28 protein-coding genes are annotated in these 23,982 nt (G+C 63.8%); 6 read left to right on the top strand and 22 right to left on the bottom strand.

The genetic code is table 11. From position 1 onward, the window contains the following. Nucleotides 1–16 precede the first annotated feature (16 nt). Nucleotides 17–478 carry a hypothetical protein gene (locus BRADO_RS04915; RefSeq protein WP_011924212.1) on the bottom strand — a complete coding sequence of 154 codons (462 nt, stop codon included), beginning with the start codon at nt 476–478 and terminating at the stop codon, nt 17–19. Nucleotides 479–811: 333 nt separating this feature from the next. Here BRADO_RS04915 and BRADO_RS04910 point away from each other — a divergent pair, with 333 nt between their 5' ends. Beyond that, on the top strand, nt 812–1,243 hold the full coding sequence (locus BRADO_RS04910) for an energy transducer TonB (protein ID WP_011924211.1): 432 nt from the start codon (nt 812–814) through the stop codon (nt 1,241–1,243). Between the two features lie 93 nt (nt 1,244–1,336). Here BRADO_RS04910 and BRADO_RS04905 read toward each other — a convergent pair whose 3' ends face one another. Then, entirely contained in the window at nt 1,337–2,140 is an 804-nt protein-coding gene (locus BRADO_RS04905) for a response regulator (protein WP_009027349.1), read from the bottom strand. Between the two features lie 196 nt (nt 2,141–2,336). Here BRADO_RS04905 and BRADO_RS04900 point away from each other — a divergent pair, with 196 nt between their 5' ends. Both BRADO_RS04900 and BRADO_RS04895 read left to right on the top strand, forming a co-directional pair. Then, entirely contained in the window at nt 2,337–2,573 is a 237-nt protein-coding gene (locus tag BRADO_RS04900) for a NepR family anti-sigma factor (protein ID WP_008960445.1), read from the top strand. Continuing rightward, nucleotides 2,574–3,122: a sigma-70 family RNA polymerase sigma factor gene (locus BRADO_RS04895; protein ID WP_006612137.1), complete on the top strand. Its 549-nt coding sequence runs from the start codon at nt 2,574–2,576 to the stop codon at nt 3,120–3,122. Between the two features lie 99 nt (nt 3,123–3,221). On the opposite strand, the gene BRADO_RS04890 is transcribed toward BRADO_RS04895, so the two are convergent. The 16 genes from BRADO_RS04890 to urtA all read right to left on the bottom strand — a co-directional run bounded on the left by BRADO_RS04890 (nt 3,222) and on the right by urtA (nt 17,799). After that, nucleotides 3,222–4,877, bottom strand: coding sequence for an HWE histidine kinase domain-containing protein (locus BRADO_RS04890; RefSeq protein WP_011924209.1), 1,656 nt, complete (start codon nt 4,875–4,877; stop codon nt 3,222–3,224). Nucleotides 4,878–5,166: 289 nt separating this feature from the next. Continuing rightward, a complete protein-coding gene (ureG, locus tag BRADO_RS04885; protein ID WP_011924208.1) occupies nt 5,167–5,790 on the bottom strand; it encodes an urease accessory protein UreG in 624 nt (207 codons plus the stop codon). A 139-nt stretch (nt 5,791–5,929) separates the two neighbouring features. Then, nucleotides 5,930–6,652: an urease accessory protein UreF gene (locus BRADO_RS04880; RefSeq protein WP_011924207.1), complete on the bottom strand. Its 723-nt coding sequence runs from the start codon at nt 6,650–6,652 to the stop codon at nt 5,930–5,932. Then, nucleotides 6,639–7,271 carry an urease accessory protein UreE gene (locus tag BRADO_RS33715; RefSeq protein WP_011924206.1) on the bottom strand — a complete coding sequence of 211 codons (633 nt, stop codon included), beginning with the start codon at nt 7,269–7,271 and terminating at the stop codon, nt 6,639–6,641. The genes BRADO_RS04880 and BRADO_RS33715 overlap by 14 nt, the downstream gene beginning before the upstream one ends. A gap of 27 nt (nt 7,272–7,298) precedes the next feature. Next, nucleotides 7,299–7,598, bottom strand: a complete 300-nt coding sequence (locus BRADO_RS04870) for a putative quinol monooxygenase (protein ID WP_011924205.1) — start codon at nt 7,596–7,598, stop codon at nt 7,299–7,301. 47 nt (nt 7,599–7,645) lie between these two features. After that, a complete protein-coding gene (ureC, locus tag BRADO_RS04865) occupies nt 7,646–9,361 on the bottom strand; it encodes an urease subunit alpha (RefSeq protein WP_011924204.1) in 1,716 nt (571 codons plus the stop codon). 43 nt (nt 9,362–9,404) lie between these two features. Continuing rightward, nucleotides 9,405–9,932: a hypothetical protein gene (locus tag BRADO_RS04860; protein ID WP_011924203.1), complete on the bottom strand. Its 528-nt coding sequence runs from the start codon at nt 9,930–9,932 to the stop codon at nt 9,405–9,407. Beyond that, nucleotides 9,929–10,468, bottom strand: coding sequence for an HD domain-containing protein (locus BRADO_RS04855; RefSeq protein WP_041756107.1), 540 nt, complete (start codon nt 10,466–10,468; stop codon nt 9,929–9,931). The genes BRADO_RS04860 and BRADO_RS04855 overlap by 4 nt, the downstream gene beginning before the upstream one ends. Before the next feature lie 4 nt (nt 10,469–10,472). Beyond that, nucleotides 10,473–10,778, bottom strand: coding sequence for an urease subunit beta (locus BRADO_RS04850; RefSeq protein ID WP_011924201.1), 306 nt, complete (start codon nt 10,776–10,778; stop codon nt 10,473–10,475). A 131-nt stretch (nt 10,779–10,909) separates the two neighbouring features. Next, on the bottom strand, nt 10,910–11,212 hold the full coding sequence (locus tag BRADO_RS04845; RefSeq protein ID WP_006612146.1) for an urease subunit gamma: 303 nt from the start codon (nt 11,210–11,212) through the stop codon (nt 10,910–10,912). 48 nt (nt 11,213–11,260) lie between these two features. Continuing rightward, entirely contained in the window at nt 11,261–12,097 is an 837-nt protein-coding gene (locus BRADO_RS04840) for an urease accessory protein UreD (protein WP_011924199.1), read from the bottom strand. Between the two features lie 58 nt (nt 12,098–12,155). Beyond that, nucleotides 12,156–12,851, bottom strand: a complete 696-nt coding sequence (urtE, locus tag BRADO_RS04835; protein WP_011924198.1) for an urea ABC transporter ATP-binding subunit UrtE — start codon at nt 12,849–12,851, stop codon at nt 12,156–12,158. A gap of 4 nt (nt 12,852–12,855) precedes the next feature. Then, on the bottom strand, nt 12,856–13,617 hold the full coding sequence (gene urtD / locus BRADO_RS04830) for an urea ABC transporter ATP-binding protein UrtD (RefSeq protein ID WP_011924197.1): 762 nt from the start codon (nt 13,615–13,617) through the stop codon (nt 12,856–12,858). Between the two features lie 4 nt (nt 13,618–13,621). Next, a complete protein-coding gene (gene urtC / locus BRADO_RS04825) occupies nt 13,622–14,785 on the bottom strand; it encodes an urea ABC transporter permease subunit UrtC (RefSeq protein ID WP_011924196.1) in 1,164 nt (387 codons plus the stop codon). After that, on the bottom strand, nt 14,782–16,344 hold the full coding sequence (gene urtB, locus BRADO_RS04820) for an urea ABC transporter permease subunit UrtB (RefSeq protein ID WP_011924195.1): 1,563 nt from the start codon (nt 16,342–16,344) through the stop codon (nt 14,782–14,784). Before urtB ends, urtC begins: the two co-directional genes overlap by 4 nt. A gap of 132 nt (nt 16,345–16,476) precedes the next feature. Continuing rightward, a complete protein-coding gene (gene urtA, locus BRADO_RS04815) occupies nt 16,477–17,799 on the bottom strand; it encodes an urea ABC transporter substrate-binding protein (protein WP_011924194.1) in 1,323 nt (440 codons plus the stop codon). Nucleotides 17,800–18,308: 509 nt separating this feature from the next. Between urtA and BRADO_RS04810 the strand changes: the two genes are divergently transcribed. The 3 genes from BRADO_RS04810 to BRADO_RS04800 all read left to right on the top strand — a co-directional run bounded on the left by BRADO_RS04810 (nt 18,309) and on the right by BRADO_RS04800 (nt 20,559). Further along, the gene (locus tag BRADO_RS04810; protein ID WP_011924193.1) at nt 18,309–19,730 is read left to right on the top strand and encodes a DEAD/DEAH box helicase; all 1,422 of its coding nucleotides are present in this window, start codon (nt 18,309–18,311) and stop codon (nt 19,728–19,730) included. 24 nt (nt 19,731–19,754) lie between these two features. Then, nucleotides 19,755–20,045 (top strand): translation initiation factor IF-1, encoded by a 291-nt coding sequence (gene infA / locus BRADO_RS04805; RefSeq protein WP_011924192.1) that lies wholly within the window; start codon nt 19,755–19,757, stop codon nt 20,043–20,045. A gap of 301 nt (nt 20,046–20,346) precedes the next feature. Next, nucleotides 20,347–20,559 carry a cold-shock protein gene (locus tag BRADO_RS04800; protein WP_006612155.1) on the top strand — a complete coding sequence of 71 codons (213 nt, stop codon included), beginning with the start codon at nt 20,347–20,349 and terminating at the stop codon, nt 20,557–20,559. 177 nt (nt 20,560–20,736) lie between these two features. Here the strand turns inward: BRADO_RS04800 and BRADO_RS04795 are convergent, their stop codons facing one another. The 4 genes from BRADO_RS04795 to BRADO_RS04780 all read right to left on the bottom strand — a co-directional run bounded on the left by BRADO_RS04795 (nt 20,737) and on the right by BRADO_RS04780 (nt 23,639). Further along, nucleotides 20,737–21,285 (bottom strand): TadE/TadG family type IV pilus assembly protein, encoded by a 549-nt coding sequence (locus tag BRADO_RS04795; protein WP_041756104.1) that lies wholly within the window; start codon nt 21,283–21,285, stop codon nt 20,737–20,739. A gap of 49 nt (nt 21,286–21,334) precedes the next feature. Continuing rightward, nucleotides 21,335–21,883 carry a TadE/TadG family type IV pilus assembly protein gene (locus BRADO_RS04790; RefSeq protein ID WP_011924190.1) on the bottom strand — a complete coding sequence of 183 codons (549 nt, stop codon included), beginning with the start codon at nt 21,881–21,883 and terminating at the stop codon, nt 21,335–21,337. A gap of 294 nt (nt 21,884–22,177) precedes the next feature. Continuing rightward, nucleotides 22,178–22,615 (bottom strand): pilus assembly protein N-terminal domain-containing protein, encoded by a 438-nt coding sequence (locus BRADO_RS04785; protein WP_011924189.1) that lies wholly within the window; start codon nt 22,613–22,615, stop codon nt 22,178–22,180. Nucleotides 22,616–22,811: 196 nt separating this feature from the next. Beyond that, on the bottom strand, nt 22,812–23,639 hold the full coding sequence (locus BRADO_RS04780) for a sterol desaturase family protein (protein WP_011924188.1): 828 nt from the start codon (nt 23,637–23,639) through the stop codon (nt 22,812–22,814). Nucleotides 23,640–23,982: the final 343 nt, after the last annotated feature.

The following is a 23,982-nucleotide window of genomic DNA, read 5'->3' as shown; positions in this document are numbered from 1 at the left end:
GGCAACGCGTCCGCTGTCAGGTCACGCATCGCCCCGGTTGCAGCCGCTTCGCGATCTCGGTCAGAACCGAGACGGACGGCTCGCAGGCCACCGGATGCTTGGCCATCGAGCGCTCGTTTTGCGTGCTGATGATCTGGGAGCCCTGCGGCACCCCGCGTCCCGACGCGGCTGCCGGGCTCGTCAGCGGCAGCCGCAGCAGGAACGTGGTATCGGCAAAGGCGGCGAGTTTGATCGAGACGGTCTGGGTCGGGACACCATCCACCACGACGCTCCCGCGATCGGACTTCGCCGCCCGGTTCACGTGATCCGATGTGACTACCGCCTGATCGGTCGAGGCACCGCCGGACTGGCCGCTGGCGGAGAGTGCCGCTGGAAAATTCGACGCAAGGTCGTGGCCGGAGGCGAATTGCATAGCACCCACCAGCATGGCGGATGCCGCGAGCGTGCCCAAAACTACGACCTTTCCAGTCTGCGACATATCACTGCTCCCTCGCCAGCGGGCGACCGCATGTCAACGTAAGTCGCCGGAAAGGGGTTCTCGGACGGGCAAATCACTTAACCGTGTGTCAACACATGTGGCGTCGGTGAAAAAAGTCGAGGTGGACGGGAACGACTTTTCGCGTCGAGCGTCATCAAGGCAGCCGGTTATTCCCCCTGCCCCATTGACCGGCGACGCGGGGCACCGCCGTGGTGATGCCGGCGGTGCCCCGCATCTTTTGTGCTCCCTGCCACCCGACAGTTCGGCTCCAAACGGTTCCCCTGCCGTGATATCCTTGTTCCGCACGCCTGGGGCGGAGTGGGGAGCGGCGAAGTGAACGTCCTACGATCAGCGGGAATTCTGGCAGGCTGCATCCTAGCCGGGTCCGCTCTCGCCGAGAGTCCCAAGGACAGTTGGATCAAGAGCCTGGCTGTCCAGCTCAAGGCGCATCGACATTATCCGCTGGAGTCGAGCGGCACCGGCGGGACCGCAAGGGTCATCTTCCACATCGACCGCTCAGGTCAGCTGATCTCCGCGGCTCTGCTGGAAAGCACCGGTGACCGGGCGCTAGACAAGGAGGCGCTGACGATGATCGAGCGGGCTCAGCCGTTCCCGGCTCCCCCACCAGATATGAGCGACGATCATCTGACTTTGAGCGTCCCGCTGGTGTTCGCGCCGAGACCGGCATCGGCCATCAACATGGATATCGCACCCGATCCAAGTGCACTACGCGCAAAACTGAACGGCATCTGCCGCGGCTGTTGAACCCGCTCTCCTCGCAGGAGGCCGGGAAAACAAAACGGCGCACTCCGAGGAGCGCGCCGAAGACAAATCTCACAACCAAAAATCCGATTCCGCTCAGGCAGCCGGCTTGGGCATCCGGTTGCGCGAGTTGCGCTGGAAGAACAGCGCCTGACTCGCCACGGCGGAAACCATCGCCGGCTGGAACGGCTTGGAGATCAGGAACGCCGGCTCCGGCCGCTCGCCGGTGAGGAAACGCTCCGGATAGGCCGTGATGAACACGACGGGCACCTCGAACGTCCGCAGCAGCTCGTTTACCGCGTCGAGACCCGAGGAGCCGTCAGCAAGCTGAATGTCTGCCAGGATCAGGCCGGGCTTCTTGTTCTTGGCGAGCGCAACCGCGTCGGCGTGGGTACGCGCAACGCCGATCACGTTGTGTCCGAGATTCTTCACGAGGCTCTCGAGGTCCATTGCGATGAACGTCTCGTCCTCGATGATCAGCACATCCGTCGCGATTTCGGCGGCGAGTTCGCGGCCGGCCGCATCCGCGAGCCGGCGCGTCTCTGCAACGTCGATGTCGAGGATGAAGGAAACTTCCTCCTCCGGAAAACCTTCGAGGGACAGCAGCAAGAACGCCTGGCGCGGGAGCGGCGTGATATTCGACAGGCGGCGCTCGGGCGGCATCGGCAGCGTGGCCACCTCCGCGTCGTCGTTCAGCGCGACCGAGTTCCAGATCTGGGTAAACAGCCGGAACAGCCCGGCGCGCGGGCCGTAGCGCTCGTCCAACAGCGCCGGATCCTGGATCAGCGCTTCCAGCATCGCGCCGACATAGGCATCTCCGGAACCCTGGCTGCCGGTGAGCGCACGCGCATACCGGCGCAACAGCGGCAAATGTTCAGCAACTAGCTGTGATCGGCTCATCCCCACTCCATTCGGTATTCTGGGCTTCCCGCCCGGGTTCCATGATGAGCTGATTACGCCTGAAACGAAGAAAAGTTCCCCAACGCGTGGAACTTTTGTGGCGCGGTTGCATTAGTTCCCGATCAGACCCCCTCGATGGCGAGGATAATTCTTGAAGCTTCAGGGACTTAACTCTCGGGGAAACGTGGAAAAGGTCATGAAAGATGTAAAGTCTCAAGCCAGCAAGAATGCGGCACCGCGCAAGCCCGGCGGACTCAACGCGGAGATCCAGTCGAGGATCGGTCATCAACTTCGCGCGATGTACGACGATGTCGTGCGTCAGGGAGTGCCTGACCGGTTTGCAGAATTGGTGCGCAAACTTGACGCACCGGCAGCACAGTCCCACGTGGAGAACGGCGGGGGATCCAACGACCAAAACGACGGGAGGGAGTGAATGCCTCTCACTGATTCCTTGCGGGACGATATCCTTGCGGCCGTCCCAAGCCTCCGCGCATTCGCGATTTCCTTGAGTGGTAACAGCGATCGCGCCGACGACCTCGTGCAGGAAACTCTGCTGCGGGCGCTTGCCAACATCGATTCGTTTCAGCCGGGCTCGAATCTGCCCGCGTGGTTGTTTACGATTTTGAGAAATCTGTTCCGCTCCGATTACCGCAAACGACGGCGCGAAGTCGAGGACGCCGAGGGCAACTACGCCAAGACGCTCAAGACGCATCCCTCCCAGGGGGCGCATCTGGAGTTCGAAGAGTTCCGTGCGGCTCTCGAGAAGCTTCCTCAGGACCAGCGCGAAGCGCTGATTCTGGTCGGCGCGTCTGGCTTCTCCTATGAAGATGCGGCGGCGATCTGCGGCTGCGCCGTGGGCACGATCAAGAGCCGTGTTAACCGCGCGCGCTCCAAACTCGCGGCGCTGCTTTATGTCGAAGGTGCCGAGGATTTCGGCCCTGACGAGACGGTGCGGGCTGTGATCGGCGGCAGCGGCGGCTGACGCCACTACCGCATTCTGTAAAAAGAGAAGGAGGCGGCCTCCTCGCGGCGGCCGCCTCTTTTGCGTTGGAAGAACGAGTACAAAGAAGGAGTCACGCCGTCACTTGGGCGGACGGACCGGTGCGGAAAACTGCTCCGTCCGATCGCGCTCGGTCATGTCGACGACCGTCTCCATCGGCGCGGTGAGCTCATAGACATAGCTGCCTTCGGTAAAGAAGCGCTTCGAGGCGCCGCCGAGCGCCTCGGGCGCCACCCGGTCGAGCAGGATCAGGCCGAAATCACTGTCGGGACGCCGCGTCGCCTCGCTCGTGTTGCGCTCCTCCCAGCGGAAGTTGAACACCGCGTTGGGCTCGTCGCCGGTCACCTCCCATTTCGCGGTGATGTGCGGATGCTTGCCAACCAGCGAGAGGCCTTCGTCGGAGTGCGACGCGAGCTCGAAAAATAGCAGCGAGAGGCTCTGCGCGGCCCGCGCGCTGACGGTGATATCCGGCCCGCTGACGGCAATCCGCTCGGCATGAGGAATGGCACGCGCCTCGAACAGGCCGCGCAGCTGGACACCTTGCCACTGGCTCTCGCTCAGGAGCGTGACCACGTTCGACATCGCATGGATGCGCCCGATCAATAGCTCGCGAGCCACATCGATGTCGCTGCCATGCCGGAGCGTACGCGTCACGATCGACTGGATCACAGCGAGGATGTTCTTGACCCGATGGTTCAGCTCGTCGATCACGGCCGTGAGGCGCCGCTCGAAGCCGATGCGCACCTGGATCTCGCGGCTGAGCCGGAGATTGTTGTATGCGACATAGCCGAACAGGCCGCCGATGATGCCGGTCAGCGCGAGACCAATGACACCGACGATCGCCGCGGTCTGCTGGGCTCGCCGGGCCGCATTGCTCTTGGCGTAGTACACCAGCGACCAATCGTGATTGCCAAAGGCGACAGTGCGGGTCGACGAAGGCGCTGGATCGTCCGGCCCCCGCGTCCGTGTTGTCACCGCGCCCTGATCATTGGCGACCAGCTCGTCGGACGCGTTCCGCGGGTCCTTCAATGCGACCGAGAAGAGCGAGAGATCGTCATTGGTCAGCAGCAGCGGGCCGATCTCATAGGAAAACGTGACGAACCCGGCGGGCGCGGTTGCGCCCTGCGGCACCACCGGCGCGGCAAGCACGATCCCGGCCGGGCCATCGGGCCGCAACAGCGGCGTCGGATCGGAGGCGACCGGCTTGCCCTCCGCCATCGCGCGCGCCAGCATCGGACCGACGATGGGCTGGCGGTCCAGCGCCCTACCGGGAAGGCGCGAGGTTTCAGCATTGCGCGGCTCGAGGTCCATCAGGACGTCGATCGGGTGGTCGACGTTCGGACCGAGCGGGGTGTCGTCGTAACTGCGTATCGTCGGGTTGGAAAAGCCCGCCTGATGCAACTCGGCCTGCGCGACCGGAAGTTCGTCAGGACGCAACCGGGCGATCCAGGACGCCACCACGAAGTCCGTCTTGAAAGCGTAGATCGACGAGCGCAACGGCTCGAGCATGTTGGCCTTGATGACGGAGGGTGCCCGGAACAGGCCGGAGGCGACCCGGGCCAGCAGCTCGCGCTCGGTCAGCCGGTCCTGCACGAGGCTCGCATGGACGTCGATCGCGCGGGCCAGCGCGATGCGGTCGAGCGCCAGCTCCTGGTCATGGACGCGGTAAGCAGCCAAGCCCGAAAGGGCCGTCCCGAGTAGCGCAATCACACCGATGATGACACCCAGCCGGAGCACTCGTTTACTCTAAGGTCAAGGGTTGGCGAAGGAGGGGACGAGTCATCCAATAACCGGCCTGCTACTCAAGTAACGCGCACCTCGGGCGAGCGGAAGTGATCGGAGAAATCATCGGAAACATTTCCCGAAATACCGGCGGTCGATCAGCCGCCCGAACGCCTTTGGCAGGACGCACTCCGGGTGCGAGTAACACCCGAGGGCCGAAGTTGTTCCGGCCCGGTGAGGCTTTTTTGCGTCTGCAACCAGGACCCGCTCAGCAACGCCGCGGAGTCATGGTCAGATCAGCCGCTCAGGCTTTGGGCTTGAGGCCACCCTTGGCCTCGATGAAGCCGATGATCCGGTCGAGACCTTGGCTCTTCTTCATGTTGGTCATGACGAAGGGGCGCTCGCCGCGCATCCGCTTCGCATCGGTCTCCATCTTCTCCAGAGAGGCGCCGACATGCGGGGCGAGGTCGATCTTGTTGATCACCAGCAGGTCGGAGCGGGTGATGCCCGGTCCGCCTTTGGACGGGATCTTGTCGCCGGCGGCCACATCGATCACGTAGATCGTGATATCGGCTAGCTCCGGGGAGAAGGTCGCTGCCAGATTGTCGCCGCCGGATTCGATCAGCACGAGATCCAGCCCGGGAAACTTGGCGCGCATGTCTGAGACCGCGGCCAGGTTCATAGAGGCGTCCTCGCGGATCGCCGTGTGCGGACAGCCGCCGGTTTCGACGCCCGCGATGCGGTCGGGCGTCAACGAGCCGGAGCGGACGAGAAATTCCGCATCCCATTTCGTGTAGATGTCGTTGGTGATCGCAGCGATGTCGTAGCGCTCTCGCATCGACTTGCAGAGCAGATCCATCAGCGCGGTTTTTCCCGAGCCGACGGGTCCGCCGACCCCGACGCGGAGGGGACCGTGAGACGATGCCATATCATTTACCCTTCTGTCGTCCACGCGACTGCATGGAGCCATCATTTCTGTCGCAGCACGCGCGATGCTGTCCTAACGGATTATCGGGATGCAAGAAACGGCCCGGCGCCGACCGTTGCGCCGAGCGGGATTTGCTTCGTCAAGACCGAAACAGTCTCGTGTATTGGGTCTCGTGACGAAGGCTGGCGAGGTCGGCCCGGAACGTCGCACTGCCAATGTCGTCGAGCGAGGCGTGGAGAGATCTGTCCGCGGTCGCAACGACGACCGGCTCGAGCGCGGCGAGCACGCGCTGGCTGTCGGTCTGCCCCAATGGAACGAGCCGGCTGCCCGCGGAAATCCAGTTCGACACCAGGGCGTGCAGAAAGCCATGCAGCAGCGGTTCCAGAGGCACGCCGTGAAGCGCGCCGACCATCCCCACGGCCACCGGGTAGACGACGACGTCGCATTGCGCCACCGCCTCGTCGAGGCCGGCGCAACTCCAGGCGGACCGCGCGATCTCGATGAAGGCGCGTCCCTGGGCGGCGGTTTCGAGCTGCCGCTCGCGCGACGGCACGAAGGCCGCGGCGAGCTCGGCGACCTCGCTCAGGCGCTTGATGTCGTCCAGTTCGGTCGCCCGGTGCGCGTGCACGAGAAAGGCGGCGTCACAGAAGCCCGAGCCATCGGTGAGCATCGTCGCGAGCCAGCCGCGCAGAGCCGCCGCGTCGCAGATATCGCCGGCTTCGACGGCCCATTCCAGTCCGCTGGAATAGGAGAAGCCGCCGATCGGGAACGCCGGCGACAGCCAGGTCAGCAGCCGGTACAGCGCGGCCAGCTCCGCACCGCCGGCAGCGGACGGGATACGTCCCGCATCATTTGTGGTCATGAGCATGGGAATGACCGTGATGGTGGTCGTGGCCGCAATGCTCGTCATGCACGTGATCGTCGTGCGCATGGCCGTGGTCATGATCATGATGCGCGTGGCTGTGATGCGCGTGATCATGACTGGTGTGATCGTGGCCGTGGTGATCATGGCCATGATGATCGTGATCGTGATCGCCATGCGCATGGCTGGGCTCGGCGTAGGCGCCGCCTTCCGGATCGAACGGCGCCTCGATCTCGATGACGCGCGCGCCAAGACCCTTCACCATCGCCTCGATGACGTGGTCGCGGCGGATGCGCAGGCTCTTGGCCATGATCTGGGTCGGCAGATGCCGGTTGCCGAGATGCCAGGCGAGCCGCACCAAATGATGCGGATCGCCGGCGCGGATCTCGAGCAGCGGCTCAGCAGCGGCGACCACCTCGATCAGCCGGCCATCCTCCAGCACGAGCGCATCGCCGCCCCGAAGCGCGGTCGCGTGCTCGAGATCGAGCAGGAATTCCAGCCCGCGCGTGCCGGTCATCGCCAACCTTCGCCGGTGCCGATCATCGAAATCGAGCAGGACGGAATCGGCAGCGGCCTCTTTCCAACGATGCTGCCCGAGCACGCGCGTGGCGCGGATCATGCTGAAATCCTCATCTCGTAATTCCGCTCAGCGGACATCGACCTTCTCGGGCGTAATGATCTCGATCCTGGGCGGCGCCGCCATGCACTTCACCGCCACGCGTCCGAACGTCTTCATGTGCTCGGTCGCGCGATGCGGGATCAGCGCCTCGGCGTTCTCCCACTGCTCGACGAACACCATCCTGCTCGGGTCGGTGACGCTCTCATGCAGGTCATAGGCAATATTGCCGGGTTCCCTGCGGGTCCCCTCGATGCAGGCGGTGGCGGCGGCGATGAATTCGGCACGCGTTTCGGGCTTGATGGTCAAGGTGGCGACGACATAGATCACGAGGCAGTCCTCCCGGTACGTTTCTGGTTTTGTGTACCGGGAGAAGCTTAGAACATGAAATAGCGCTGCGCCATGGGCAGCACCTCGGCGGGCTCGCAGGTGAGCAATTCGCCGTCTGCGCGCACCTCATAGGTCTCGGGATCGACCTCGATGTTCGGCGTGGCATCGTTGTGGATCATGCTCTTCTTCGAGATCCTGCCGCGGGTGTTCTGCACCGCATAGAGCTTCTTGGACAGGCCGAGCTTGCGCGCCAGGCCGCCGGCAACCGCCGCCTTGGAGGTGAAGATCACCGAGGACGCCGTCAGCGACTTGCCAAAGGCGCCGAACATCGGCTGGTAATGCACCGGCTGCGGCGTCGGAATCGAGGCGTTCGGATCTCCCATCGGGGCGGCGACGATGGTGCCGCCCTTGATGACGCAGTCCGGCTTGACGCCGAAGAACGCCGGCGACCACAGCACGAGGTCGGCGAGCTTGCCCTTCTCGACCGAGCCGATCAGCTTCGACACGCCATGCGCGATGGCCGGATTGATCGTGTATTTGGCGATGTAGCGCTTGACGCGGAAATTGTCGTTGTCCTTGCCCTTGTCCTGCGGCAAGGCGCCGCGCTGCTTCTTCATCTTGTCGGCGGTCTGCCAGGTCCGGATGATGACCTCGCCGAGCCGGCCCATCGCCTGCGAGTCTGACGACATCATCGACAGCGCGCCGAGATCGTGCAGGATGTCCTCGGCCGCGATCGTCTCCTTGCGGATGCGGCTCTCGGCAAAGGCGAGGTCCTCGGCGATGGACGGGTCCAGATGATGGCACACCATCAGCATGTCGAGATGCTCGTCGATGGTGTTGCGCGTGAACGGCCGCGTTGGGTTGGTCGACGACGGCAGCACGTTCTTCAGGCCCGCCACTTTGATGATGTCAGGGGCGTGGCCGCCGCCAGCGCCTTCGGTATGGAACGCATGGATGGTGCGGCCCTTGAAGGCCTTGATCGTGTCCTCGACGAAGCCGGACTCGTTCAGCGTATCCGAGTGCAGCATGACCTGGATGTCGTGATCGTCGGCGACCGACAGACAATTGTCGATCGCGGCTGGTGTCGTGCCCCAATCCTCATGCAGCTTCAGCGCGCAGGCGCCGGCCTTCACCATCTCGACCAGTGCCGCGGGACGCGATGCGTTACCCTTACCAGAGATGCCGAGATTGACCGGGAAGGCATCGAACGATTGCATCATCCGGCCGATGTGCCACGGACCCGGCGTGCAGGTGGTGGCGAAGGTGCCGTGCGACGGGCCGGTGCCGCCGCCCAGCAGCGAAGTGACGCCACTCATCAGCGCGTGCTCGATCTGCTGCGGACAGATGAAGTGAATGTGGCTGTCGAAGCCGCCGGCGGTGAGGATCTTGCCCTCGCCCGCAATCACGTCGGTGCCCGGGCCGATCACGATGGTCACGCCCGGCTGGATGTCGGGATTGCCGGCCTTGCCGATTGCACTGATCATGCCGTCCTTGATCGCGACGTCGGCCTTCACGACACCCCAGTGATCGACAATCAGGGCGTTGGTGATGACCGTGTCGGCCGCGCCCTGCTTGTTGGTCGCCTGCGACTGGCCCATGCCGTCGCGGATCACCTTGCCACCGCCGAACTTCACCTCCTCGCCATAGACGGTGAAGTCCTTCTCGACCTCGATGATGAGATCAGTGTCGGCGAGCCGCACCTTGTCGCCGGTGGTCGGGCCGAACATGTCGGCGTAGACGGAACGCTTGATCTTGACGGACATTTCGTGCTCCAGCCTCTAGCTCTCAATTTTTATAGCGCACCGCTCATTTCGGGCGTGCGCAAATCGATTGAAACTTGGCGACGTTCTCGAGACCAGGCTTGAGCTCTTCGCGGATGGTGGTCTTGCCGACCTTGAATGTCAGGCGTCCGGTGCGCTTGAAAGCCTCGAAAGAAGGCGCATCCGCCTCCAACTCGAAGCTGTACTCCCAGACCGATCCGGCCTCGCTATAGGAAACGTTCAGGAGGGTTTGCCCGTAACGACTCGCCGGCGCCATCTCGACGTGCGGATATCCGTTCGAGCGCAGAAGATCCGCAACCGCGTTACGTAGCTCCTGGCTGGCCTCGCCTGTGGCAGTCATGGTCCCGGACTTAGCCTTGCAGCGGAATGATGGCGAGCCGACATCGTCCGTCGCCTCGTCGCTCCGACTGGGCGACAGCAGCGCCCCCTCGTCATGCTCAAATACGCGCCAGCGCCGGTCGTCCGCTGCCGAGGCAGCAGTAAGCCCTGCAATTGCCAATGCCGCGCACAGGCTGTAGACGGCCGCCGAGGACATACGCGCCAAGCCGCTCACAGCGTCCCTCTCGCATTCGAAACGGTCTCGTCGAACAGCGCATCCAGCCGCGCGTTGACGCCGCGGCAGCCGGCGACGACCTGCTCGGCCCAGCCGACATACTCCATCAGTTCGAGCTGCTGCTCGAGATCCGGCTCGAAAAAGACACGCGCACGGATGTTGCTGATCTTGTCGGCGATCTTGATCTGCTTGGCGCCGTCGGATTTGGCCGGCGCGGCAATGACCTGGACGGCGCGCCGTTCGCTCTTCGGCAACGTCATGTCGTCGGTCACCTCCTCCACGAGGCCGGCCACGCGCGCCCCGAAGCGCTGCGCGAGCTCATCCCGCGTGGTGTCGGTATCCTCGATCGTGTCGTGAAGCCAGCCGGCCGCGACCAGCTCGGCGTCGGCACCGTCAGTCGTGGCGGCAAGGATGTTTGCCACCTCGGCGAGATGATTGACATAGGGCTCCTCGTCGCGGCCCTTGCGCTGCTGGCCGGCGTGGCGGCGTGCCGCCAGCTCGGCCGCTTCGGAGACGAGGCGCAACCCGGTCAACATCGGTCTACAGCTTGCCCATGACGTCGCCGCGGAAGCCATAGACCATGCGCTTGCCGGCGAGCGCCACCAGCTGCACGTCGCGGGTCTGGCCCGGCTCGAAGCGCACCGCGGTGCCGGCGGCGATGTCGAGCCGCATGCCCCTGGCCTTCTTGCGATCGAACTTCAGCGCCGGGTTCGTCTCGAAGAAATGGTAGTGCGAGCCGACCTGGATCGGCCGGTCGCCGGTGTTGGCGACCGAAATGGTCACCGTCTTGCGGCCGGCATTGAGCTCGATCTCGCCGTCCTGGATGAAGAGTTCGCCGGGGATCATCTGTTACCTCGCAGGTTTCCACTGCGTCATGGCCGGGCTTGACCCGGCCACCCACGTCTTTCCATTGAGATCGAAGAGCGTGGATGCCCGGGTCAAGCCCGGGCATGACGATCGAAAGAGTTGGGCTCGCCTCACCGGATCGGCTCGTGCACCGTGACGAGCTTGGTGCCGTCCGGGAACGTCGCCTCGACCTGGATGTCGTGGATCATCTCGGGGATGCCGGGCATCACCTGATCGCGGGTCAGAACCTGGGCGCCTGACTGCATCAGTTCGGCCACGGTGCGGCCATCCCGCGCGCCTTCCAGGATGAAGTCGGAGATGATGGCGACCGCCTCGGGATGGTTAAGCTTCACGCCGCGCTCGAGCCTGCGGCGGGCCACGATGGCGGCCATCGAGATCAGGAGCTTGTCCTTTTCGCGGGGAGACAGGTTCATGCGGCTTCTCTGGTGATCGCTTCTGGATAATCGTCAGTTGGTAAACGTCTAATTGAGCCACAGCCGCGGCAGCGGCACGGCGGAGGCGCAGCCGAGCACGGCCATCATGTCGGCGCGCAGGCTCGCGGCATCTTGGGCACAGAAACGCGCCATTGCAAATCCATTCCAGGCGGACAGCCCGGCCTCCCCACGGGAGGCCGGCAGGCTCTCTCGGATGCGCTCGACCAGCGCGCCGTCGCCGGGCACGATCAGCGCGGTGCCGATCGCGGTCGCGCCATTGGCGATCGCCGGCTGTGCCAGCTTGTCACCGATGTCGCCGTCGAGCCGCACGGTCTCGGCGAATACGAGCTTGCCGCCACGCCGCAGCCGCCAGCGGTCGACGAACTCGCCCTCACGCATGCGCTCGCCCATCGCGGTGCGGCCGAACACGACGATCTCGCACAGCAGCAGCGAGGCAGTTTCAGCAAGATCGATGTCCATGCGGCGGTGAATGCGGGCGCGATCGAACAGAATGGTCTCCTGGGGCAGCCAGGAGATGTGCGCGCTGTCGGCGGCCCTCAGCGCAATGGCCAGCTCGGCCGGCGTGCCCGGCGCGCGGTAGACCTTCTCGGCGGCAGCGCTGGATAACGTCACGCGGCTGCCTTCGCCGGCTGCAACCTCAATGGCGAAACGGTCACCGCCCGCAATGCCGCCGGCCGTGTTGACGAACATCGCCGAGAGACCGTCATCCTCCGGCGAGGGAAAGCGCACGCGCAGCGAGCCCGACTCGTGCAGATGATGGCGCCGAGTCACGCCGTCCTGCAGCCGCAGGTCGAAGCGCACCGCGCCGCGGGCGCGATTGGCCTCGAAAATATCGGCGGCGGCGCTGGCGGGATCGGCCCGCATCGATCCCCTCCCCTGGGACCGGACGCGGCGAGACCGCGCCCTTAGAACTCAATGACGATCACAGCGCCATCTGGCGGCTGATCTCGGCCTGGTCGAGATTGGCGCGCGTGCAGGTGAACTTCACCGCGCCGCGATCCATCACCGCGAAGTTGTCGCCGAGTTCGCAGGCAAAGTCGAGATACTGCTCGACCAGGACGATGGCGATGCTGCCGAGATTGCGCAGATACGAAATGGCCCGGCCGATGTCCTTGATGATCGACGGCTGGATGCCCTCCGTCGGCTCGTCCAGCAGCAGCAACTTCGGCCGCATCACCATGGCCCGGCCGATCGCGAGCTGCTGCTGCTGGCCGCCGGAGAGGTCGCCGCCGCGGCGGCCGAGCATCGACTGCAGCACCGGGAACAGCGAGAACACGTCGTCGGGGATGCTGCGATCGGCGCGCTTGAGAGGGCCGAAGCCGGTCTTGAGATTCTCCTCGACCGTCAACAGCGGGAAGATCTCGCGCCCCTGCGGCACGAAGCCGATGCCCTTGCGCGCCCGCTCGTAAGGCTTGAGATGCGTGATATCGGCGCCGTCGAAGGTGATGCTGCCCGACGCCAGCGGATACTGCCCGACCAGGGCCCGCAGCAGCGAGGTCTTGCCGACGCCATTGCGGCCGAGCACGCAGGTGACCTTGCCAGGCTCCGCCGCGATCGAGACGCCGCGCAGCGCCTGGGCGGCGCCGTAATAGAGGTTGATGTCCTTGACGTCCAACATCGAATTAGCGCCCCAGATACACTTCGATCACACGATCGTTCGACGACACCTGGTCGATGGTGCCCTCGGCCAGCACCGTGCCTTCGTGCAGGCAGGTGACCTTGACGCCGAGCTCGCGCACGAACGTCATGTCGTGCTCGACGACCATGACGGTATGATCCCGATTGATCTCCTTGAGCAGTTCGGCGGTCTGGTGCGTCTCGACATCGGTCATGCCCGCGACCGGCTCGTCGACCAGCAAGAGCTTCGGATCCTGGGCCAGCAGCATGCCGATCTCCAGCCACTGCTTCTGGCCATGCGACAGGCTGCCGGCGAGCTTGCGCCGGACATCCTTCAGCCGCACGGTCTCGAGCACCTTGTCGATCTGCTCCGCCTCGCCCTTCGAGCCGCGCCAGAACAGCGTGCCCTTGACGCTGTGATCGACGTTGAGCGCGAGCAGCAGATTGTCCTCGACCGACTGGCTCTCGAACACCGTCGGCTTCTGGAACTTGCGGCCGATGCCGAGCTCGGCGATGCGGGTCTCGTCCAGCCGGGTGAGATCCGTCTTGCCGTCGAACAGGACCGTGCCCTCGTCGGGCTTGGTCTTGCCGGTGATGATGTCCATCATCGTGGTCTTGCCGGCGCCGTTCGGGCCGATAATGGCGCGCATCTCGCCGGGCTCGAGCGTCAGCGAGAGATTGTTGATGGCATGGAAACCGTCGAAGGAGACGTGCACGCCATCGAGATAGAGCAGCGACGAGGTCGCGCGGGTGTCCATCACGTTCACGGGCTCACTCCGCCATCTTGGGTTCGGTGACGCCGTCCTCGCGGGCGGCGCTGTCGGCGTTCGGCGTCTTGGTGCCGAGCTGGTCCCACCACGCATTGAACGTGCCGAGAATGCCCTTCGGCAGCAGCAAGGTGACCATGACGAACAGCGCGCCGAGCATGAACAGCCAGTAAGGCGCCAGCACGCCCGAGGTGAAGAACGTCTTGGCGTAGTTGACCACGACGGCACCGAGCGCCGCCCCGACCAGCGTGCCGCGGCCTCCGACCGCAACCCAGATCACCGCCTCGATCGAATTGCCCGGCGCAAACTCGGATGGGTTGATGATGCCGACCTGCGGCACATAGAGCGCGCCGGCGACGCCGGCCATGCAGGCCGACAGCGTGAAGACGAACAGCTTGTAGGACTCCACCCGGTAGCCGAGGAAGCGCGTGCGCGATTCGGCGTCGCGGATCGCGATCAGCACCTTGCCGAGCTTCGACGACACCACTGCACGGCAGATCAGGAAGGCGAGGATCAACGCGAGGCAGCTGAGCGCGAACAGGGCCGCGCGGGTGCCGTCCGCCTGGACGTTGAAGCCGAGGATGTCCTTGAAGTCGGTCAGGCCGTTGTTGCCGCCGAAGCCGAAATCGTTGCGGAAGAACGCGAGCAGCAGCGCGTAGGTCATCGCCTGGGTGATGATCGAGAGATAGACGCCGGTGACGCGGGAGCGGAAGGCGAGCCAGCCGAAGCAGAAGGCGAGCAGGCCGGGCACCAACAGCACCATCAGCGCGGCGAACCAGAACATGTCGAAGCCGTGCCAGTACCAGGGCAGCTTGGAGTAGTTCAGGAACACCATGAAGTCCGGCAGGATCGGGTTGCCGTAGACGCCGCGGGTGCCGATCTGGCGCATCAGATACATGCCCATGGCGTAGCCGCCGAGCGCGAAAAAGGCGCCATGACCGAGCGAGAGAATGCCGCAATAGCCCCAGATCAGATCGATCGAGAGCGCCAGGATGGCGTAGCAGACATATTTGCCCCACAGCGCGACCAGATAGGTCGGCACCTGCAGCGCCGAACCCGCCGGCAGCAGCAGGTTGGACAGCGGGATCAGGATGCCGCAGGCGGCGACGATCAGGAGAAAGATCGACGCGCCGCGGTCGAGCGAGCGGGTCAGCAGATGCGGCATCATGCTTCCACCGCCCGGCCCTTGAGCGCGAACAGCCCGCGCGGGCGCTTCTGAATGAAAAGGATGATCAGCACCAGGATCGCGATCTTGCCGAGCACCGCGCCGGCGACCGGCTCCAGGAACTTGTTGGCGATGCCGAGCGTGAAGGCGCCGACCAGCGTACCCCAGAGATTGCCGACGCCGCCGAACACCACGACCATGAAGGAGTCGATGATGTAGCTCTGACCGAGGTTCGGGCTGACATTGTCGATCTGCGACAGCGCCACCCCGGCAATCCCGGCGATGCCGGAGCCGAGGCCGAAGGTCAGCGCATCGACCCGCGACGTCGCGATGCCCATCGAGGCCGCCATGCGCCGGTTCTGCGTCACTGCGCGCATCTCAAGGCCGAGCGCCGTGTAGCGCAGCATCGCCAGCAGGATCGCGAACACGGCCATGGTAAAGCAGAGGATCCAGAGCCGATTGTAGGTGATGGTAATCTGCCCCAGCTCGAACGCGCCGCTCATCCAGGAGGGATTGCCGACCTCACGGTTGGTCGGACCGAACGCGGAGCGGACCGCCTGCTGCAGGATCAGCGACAGGCCCCAGGTGGCGAGCAGCGTCTCCAACGGACGGCCATAGAGGAAGCGGATGATGGTGCGCTCGATCAGCACGCCGATCGCGCCGGCCACCAGGAAGGCGAGCGGTGCGGCGATCAGAAGCGAGTAGTCGAACAGCGCGGGATAGCGCGTGCGGATGACCTCCTGCACGACGAAGGTGGTGTAGGCGCCGAGCATCACCATCTCGCCATGGGCCATGTTGATGACGCCCATCACACCGAAGGTGATGGCGAGGCCGATGGCGGCCAGCAGCAGCACCGAGCCGAGCGACAGGCCGTACCAGGCGTTCTGCACGCCGGACCAGATAGCAAGCGAGCCCTGGATCGATGAGATCGCGCTCGCCGCCGCCCTGGCGACGTTGGCGGGCTGGTCGCCGCCGCTGATCTCGGTCAGCAGCGCCAGCGCCTCCTGGTCGCCGCGCGACCTGATGGTGGCGACGGCGTCGAGCTTGTCGACCTCGCTGGCGTCGGACTTGAACAGCAGGATCGCGGCACGCGCCTCGGCCAGCGCCTGCTTGACCGTGCGGTTGGTCTCCTTGGCGAGCGCCGACTCTACGGTCGACAGCGTCGCCTCGTCATGCGACTTGAACACCGATTTCGCAGCGGTCAGGCGCGTATTGGTGTCCGGCGACAGCAGCGTCAGGCCGCCGAGCGCGGCGTCCACGGTGCGGCGCAGGCGGTTGTTGAGGCTCACCGCCGCGGCATTGTCGGGCAGCTTGTCGACGGCCGCGCCGGTCGCGGCATCGATGATCTTGCCGTCGGTCTGCTTGACATAGACCTTCTTGGTCTCGGCATCGAACATCAGCCGCTCGTCCTGCAGCGCGCTGATGATCGGATAGGCCAGCGGATTGCCGGACACGGCGATCTCGCCCACCGCATCGTCGGTGTCGGAGAAATCGTCATTTGCGAATTTGGCGACCGACTCTTCGAAGCTGGCGGCAAACGCCGGAGCGGTCGCGACGATCAAGGCAATGGACAGAAGAAGACCGCGCACAAGCGCGAGAACAATGGCAGGCACTGGACCACCCCGGCAGGAGGAAGAGAGAAGGCGGCGGAGGTCGCCGCCTTCTCCGGTCGTCACGACGTCGTCAAGCTCAGATCAGGTGCCCGAGCCCAGGCACTTGTTGGTCTTGACGTTGTAGTTGCCGCACTTCTTGCCGACCCAGTCGCCGATCAGGTCCTTGGAGCCCTCGAGCTCCTTCGACCAGGCGTCGCCCGGCACGAGATCCTTGGTCTTGTAGACGACGCTGAACTGGCCATCGCCCTTGATCTCGCCGATGAACACCGGCTTGGTGATGTGGTGGTTCGGCAGCATCTTCGACACGCCGCCGGTCAGGTTCGGCGCCTCGGTGCCCGGGAGAGCGTCGATGACCTTATCCGGATCGGTCGACTTCACCTTCTCGACCGCCTTCACCCACATGTTGAAGCCGATCACGTGGGCTTCCATCGGGTCGTTGGTCACGCGCTTCGGATTCTTGGTGTAGGCCTGCCACTCCTTGATGAACTTCTCGTTGGCCGGGGTCTTGATCGACTCGAAGTAGTTCCAGGCGGCGAGATGGCCGACCAGCGGCTTGGTGTCGATGCCGGCGAGCTCTTCCTCACCCACCGAGAACGCGACCACCGGGATGTCCTTGGCCTTGATGCCCTGGTTGCCGAGCTCCTTGTAGAACGGAACGTTGGCGTCGCCGTTGATGGTCGAGACCACGGCAGTCTTCTTGCCGGCCGAGCCGAACTTCTTGATGTCGGCGACGATCGTCTGCCAGTCGGAGTGACCGAACGGCGTGTAGTTGATCATGATGTCTTCCTGAGCCACGCCCTTCGACTTCAGGTAGGCTTCCAGGATCTTGTTGGTGGTCCGCGGATAGACGTAGTCGGTGCCGGCCAGCACCCAGCGCTTCACCTTCTCTTCCTTCATCAGGTAGTCGACCGCCGGGATCGCCTGCTGGTTCGGCGCCGCGCCGGTGTAGAACACGTTGCGCTCGCTCTCTTCGCCCTCGTACTGGACCGGGTAGAACAGGATGCTGTTGAGCTCCTTGAACACCGGCAGCACCGACTTGCGCGACACCGAGGTCCAGCAGCCGAACACGACCGAGACCTTGTCCTTGGTGATCAGCTCACGCGCCTTTTCGGCGAACAGCGGCCAGTTCGAGGCGGGGTCGACGACGACGGCCTCGAGCTTCTTGCCGAGCACGCCGCCCTTCTTGTTCTGTTCGTCGATCAGGAACAGGATCGTGTCCTTCAGCGTGGTTTCGCTGATGGCCATGGTGCCGGACAGAGAATGCAGGACGCCGACCTTGATGGTGTCGTCAGCGGCCATCGCCGGGCCAAAGCCGGCTGCGCCAAGTGCCAGGCCGGCAGCTGCAGCCAGCCAGCGACGGCGGCTGAACGGCGCCGTTAATTCCTGAGTGAGTCGAGTAAGCATGCGATAATATCTCCCTGACGCAGACGTGCTTCGCAGCCAAGGCGGCCGGCGGTCTGCGGCGGAAGATTCGCAAGAAGCGTGCCATACCGTTCACATCTGGTAAGCCTTTGACCCGAATGTGGAACTTGACAAAATCGCGACGGAAGGTCGCATCCGACTGCCGTCAATTTGGGCAAGCCATCTGATTATTCATCCGGCATGTAGGTGATAATTTATGCATCATGTTTCGAATGGCTAAATTTAAAGCAGCAGGTTACCGCCTGCAGCGCCAACCCGTTGCGCAACGGCCTTGAAAGTGCCGTCCACCTGTTCCATATAGCTGATAGATCGAGGCGAATCGGCCGGATCTCTGCAAGCCGCGTGTTCTTTAGCTCGACCTGAGCTTCTGGCTTTGCATCCTCCCCTATCCAATCTCGACGCTCCAAACACGCGGGTGTCTCTTCAACCACCCACCCGCGTCCGGCTGCCTGCCGACACGGGCCTTATCCTCTTATGGAAAGCCCAATCTTTTGACCTCTTTTCAGGACTTCAACCTCGCGGACGCGCTGACGCGCGCGCTGAAGGAAGAAAATTACACCACGCCGACCCCGATTCAGGCCCAGACCATTCCGCTCGCGCTCCAGGGCCGTGACGTGATCGGCATCGCGCAGACCGGAACCGGCAAGACCGCCTCGTTCGCGCTGCCGATCCTGCATCGCCTGCTCGAGAACCGCATCAAGCCGCAGCCGAAGACCGCACGCGTGCTTGTGCTGAGCCCGACCCGCGAGCTCTCCGGCCAGATCCTGGACAGCTTCAACACCTATGGCCGCCACATCCGCCTGAGCTCGACGCTCGCGATAGGCGGCGTCCCCATGGGCCGGCAGGTCCGCGCGGTGATGCCGGGCGTCGATGTGCTGGTCGCGACCCCGGGCCGCCTGCTCGACCTGGTTCAGGGCAACGCTCTGAAACTGTCGCACGTCGAATTCCTGGTGCTCGATGAAGCCGACCGCATGCTCGATATGGGCTTCATCAACGACATCCGGAAGATCGTCGCCAAGCTGCCGATCAAGCGGCAGACGCTGTTCTTCTCGGCCACCATGCCGAAGGACATCGCCGAGCTCGCCGACTCGATGCTGCGCGATCCGGCCCGCGTCGCTGTGACCCCCGTCTCCTCCACCGTCGAGCGCATCGCTCAGCGCGTGATCCAGGTCGATCACTCCGCCAAGCCGAGCCTGCTGGCCCAGCTCCTCAAGAACGAGCCGGTCAACCGCGCCCTGGTGTTCACCCGCACCAAGCACGGCGCCGACAAGGTCGTGAAGGGCCTGGAGAAGGCCGGCATCCCGGCCCAGGCCATTCATGGCAACAAGTCGCAGAACCATCGCGAGCGCACCCTGGCGGCATTCCGCACCGGCGAGATCCGCACCCTGGTGGCGACCGACATCGCCGCGCGCGGCATCGACGTCGACGGCGTCAGCCATGTGGTCAACTTCGACCTGCCGAACGTGCCCGAAACCTACGTCCACCGCATCGGCCGCACCGCGCGCGCCGGGGCCGATGGCGTGGCCATCTCGCTGGTCGCGGGCGCCGACGAGATGTCGTATCTGCGCGACATCGAGCGGCTGACCAAGACCACGCTGCCGCGCGAAGATCGTCGCACCCCCGGCCAGCGCGACGCCGCTCCGGCCGGCCAGCACCAGCGCCAAAACGGCCACGGCGGCGGCCGTCCTGGCATGCAGAATGCGCGGAGCAACGAGGGCGGGAACGCAGCAAAAGGGCCTCGCCGCCGTCGTCGTTCCAATGCTAAGATGCCGCCTCTGCCAGGCAATCGTCAGGAGCCCCAGCGTCCGCCGCAAGGCGGCGGCAAGGCCGGGTCGATTCAAGGCGTTGCATTCCTGCATCGCGAGGGCAGACCCAAAAACCACGCTCATAACCGCAACCAACGGCCAAACTAGACGTCTATCGATCTGGAGAAAGACATGGCTAAGGAAGAGCTGATCCAGTTCGAAGGGCTGGTCACCGAGATCCTTCCCGACGCGCGATACCGGGTTCAACTTGACGCGGGGCACGAGATCGTCGCCTACACCGCCGGCAAGATGAAAAAGAATCGCATCAAAACGCTCGCGGGTGACCGCGTGACCGTCGAAATGTCGCCCTACGATCTGGAAAAGGGCCGGCTGATCTTCCGCCACAAGGACGAGCGGCCGAGCACGCCGGGCGGCCCTCCGCGCGGCGCGGCGCAGCGTGGCGGCCAGTTCCGCCGGCGCTGAGGCCTGGGGCGGAAGACCGTTCCGCCCTGCATCCCGCTGGATAAATCTTCGCGCAATCAGAGACACATCCAACGCGCCGGCTGCCCGCCGGCGCGTCAAAAAATCGTGCGCCCTCCCGCACCTCAGGATTGTTTTGCGCGGCCATTTCCAATAATATATCCCGCAATCGATTTTCGGCCGGACGAGATTAGCTATTACCGGTACAGCCGGTTCAGACGCTGACGACCCTTCCAAAAATTCGATCTAACCAGCCCAGACCCCTGGGTTACGACATTTGATATCTGAGAAGGGAACTACCCCCGTGAGCATGGGAACCGTGAAGTGGTTTAACGCAACCAAGGGCTATGGCTTCATTCAGCCGGATGACGGCGGCAACGACGTGTTCGTGCACATCAGCGCCGTCGAGCGCGCCGGTCTCGGCACGCTGCGCGAAGGCCAGAAGATCTCCTACGAGATCGTGGCTGACCGCCGTTCGGGCAAGTCGTCGGCCGACAATCTCCGCGCAGCCAACTAAGCCGCGCGCGCTGAAGGCGACCACCGGTTGCCTTCAGCTCTGCTCGGACTTCGTTACGCGACGCGGATCCAGAGAACGTCGAAACAAAAAAGGCCGCTTGCAGCGGCCTTTTTCGTTTTCTGAGGGACGATCCAGACGACGGACGTACCGCGCCTCGCTCCCAGTCTGGCGTCCAGATCACGTGCAGCTTGTCTTTGGGCTATAGAAGACGCAGGTCGACTGCCGCGGTCGGGTATAGGCGACGTCGCTGAGGTTGATACCGGTCTTCGCCATGACATATCCGATGGTCGGAACGTACTGGTAGCTCACCTCGCTGAAGATCAGATAGGTGTTGGCGACCAGAAGATCGGCCGGAATGCCGACGGTGGTCCCCGTGGTCCGCGGCACTGACCCCTTGCTCCACACGACCGTCGCTTGCTTCCCGGTCGAATCCACCACGATCTCCGAGATCGTCGCATTCACGGGCGAGGTCGAATACGGATACATGATGCCGGTCGAGGCAGCGAAGAAGTTCGACATGTCGCTGTCGCCGACCGATGTGGACTGCGACGTCAGATCCGACAGCGTTCGTGCCATCAAGGTCACCTTGCGGTCGACCGCGATCGCCGAGCAGAACTCCACCGTGCCGAAGAACATCACGAGCATCAGCGGCACGATGAAGGCGAACTCGGTGGCGGCGACGCCGCTATGATCGGCGCGGAAGCGACGCAGCAGACGGAATTGCATCTTGGGCCTCGGTCTTTCTACGAAACACATGAGCTGGCTCCCGGCGCTCTTATGAGTACGGCTCGTTCTTGAATGCAGCCGTTCCCACCAGCAGCCGCTTGCTGCCCGACAGGTTTGCGATGTTGTAGCCGAGTCCGGTCACGAAGATCGGCCACTGATAGAACACTCTGACGACGACAATGTCTCCCGCCGCCCCCGGGCTGTAGCTCATGTTGTTGATGAAGTTGCCGCTGGCGTCGATCTGGCTGGCGATCGTCACGTTGGAGAACGACGAATAGCTCTTCACGTCGATGTAGATCTTGTTGCAGTCGAACAACGCCGCCGGAATCTGATTGCAGACATAGCTCGCGAACTGCGACTGCGAGTACGAGCCCTGTTGCGCCTGCCCTGTCAGGATCATGCGTGCCGAGTCCTGGGTGATCGTCTCGAGCACCTGACCGGCAAAGAACATCAGCGCGGTTTCGAGGATCGCGAACAAGAGCGCAAAGAAGATCGGCGCAACCAGCGCGAACTCCAGCGCGGCCGACGCGCGTCGATTGCGTCGGAAGCGTCGCAGCAGCCTGCGGATCGAAGCGGTCGCGGGGACAGAGGCTTGCATTGTTGGACCCGGAATTGGAAAGCGACATCAACTTGGGTGAAAGAAATAGCGGAAACTCCTTGGAAAAGGGTTTCCTACAATCCGAACAAGATGGCAGGCCGCTTCAACCCGCCGTCAACCATGGTCGCGAGGACAGGCACGCAAATCGCGCCGCCACATGAGTGGCGGGTTCACGTCTGCTGACATTGGTGGATCGATAGGCACATCAGCAGCAGACCGGGGGATCGGAGCGCTGGCACCGTCGTCAGGGGAGATCCCCCCTGACAGCTGGTCTGGGAGAGACTGTCCCGAGCGTCAGTTGGTCTTCGGGGCAGACGCCGCATTTCCGGCGGCCTGGCTCGACATCGTCCCGGCCTGGTCGAGCACCGACTTGAAGTAGCTGTCTCCGTCACCGAGGGTGACGCGGCGCTGGCAAATCGGCATGCAGCTGTAGGTCTCTCGATCGACGCCGCGATACACGGTGACTAGCCGGTCGGTCGGTCCGGCGACCTGGATCTGGCGATCGATCAGCACCTGACCGCCGCGGTCCATCGCGATGAAATTGGTGGCGCCGTAGCTCTTGCCGGTCACGACGATGATGCCGCCGCTCTGCAAAGTCACATCGGCAATCATCGGATTGCCGACCACGAGGGTGGCGACACGATCGGGCAGCTTGACCAGCTTGGCCTGGTCGACGTTGACCGCAATGGCCGGATCGGGATCCGCAGATGCCGCGGCCGGACACAGCAGCATGGCAGCGACCGCGGCCCGCAGCGCGAAGGTTACATAAGAACGGCACGACACACTGAACGACATACTCAACCCCGGGACATCTTCGAGCCGTCTCAAGCGATACGCAGCGGTGACGGCGCCCGACCCGGCCAATCTGCGCTCAATTGGTGAACGATCTCCCAACGTGCGCGCCGATTCCTCGAAACCGACGGCGCACTCAGCGGCGGAACGGAAAGACCAGCTGCCCTGCGAACTCGCCCGGCATCGTCGCCTCATCCTTGCCGTAGCTCGTCGGGAGCTGCCCTGCCGGCATGCGGAACGTGCCGAACAGGATGTCCCAGAGCGGGAAGGTGCCGGCGAAATTGGTGTTGCCGCCCTCTTCCATCGCGGTGTGGTGCCAGCGGTGGAATACCGGCGTGGCCAGAACGTATTTGAACGGTCCAAGCGTCCAGTTGAGATTGGCGTGCACGAAGGCGGAATGGAACGTCGTGAACGGTCCGACCCAGATCATGACGTTCGGCGAGATGCCGGCCATCAGCAGGATCACGTCGACGGCGATCGTTCCGAGGATCAGGTTGATCGGGTGAAAGCGCGCCGCCGAGATCCAGTCGAGCTCCTCCGAGGAGTGGTGAACGGCGTGGTATTTCCAGAAGTCGCCGCCGTGGAACAACCGGTGGGTCCAGTACAGCATGAAATCAGCCAGCACGATGAACAGCAGCCCCTGCACCCACTCCGGCAGCTGCGCCAGCGGCCCATGACCGTTCTCGTAGAAAGCGATCAGGTCATCGGCCTCGTGGATCTTGAAGATGACGCTGGCCCCGAGCACCAGCAGCCCGATGCGCAGCACGCGGGCGAACACCGGCACGAAAAACCAATACACCATATCGGTGACGAGCTCGCGCTTCTGCCACCACGGCTTGCCGGGATTGCAGGCCCAGAAATGGCTGAGCACCGAGAAGACGACCGCGAGAACCAGGGTGATCGGCAGAATCTTCTCGATGGTCTGGCCGAGCATCAGCGCGACTTCCCATGGCAGACCGGACATAACATGCCTCGCTTCTTGAACCTCAACGAGGGGTACTCCCTGGTGCTTAAGGAGCCGTGAACCCCGGCGCCGGGCCGGCAAGCGCGCGTCTTTCCCATATGACTGCCGCTGACGAGCTCGCACGAGGCTGATTTCGCACACCCGTCCCCGATCTCATCGAGCGCTGCGGCCTCGTATCAGATGACGTTATTAAGAGACGTAGGGACACCACGAGCGCCAGACTTCAAGGTATGGCGGCAGCCGCCGGGCAATTGTTTCCAGTTTTTATGGAGCGGTTCATTCCAAATTTACTCTGCGCAAGAACCGCCGCGAGAAGCGATGTTTCATCGGTTGAATTAACTAC

This window comes from Bradyrhizobium sp. ORS 278 (genome assembly GCF_000026145.1).
Classification (GTDB): domain Bacteria; phylum Pseudomonadota; class Alphaproteobacteria; order Rhizobiales; family Xanthobacteraceae; genus Bradyrhizobium.
This window is presented reverse-complemented; position numbering and strand designations above follow the sequence as displayed.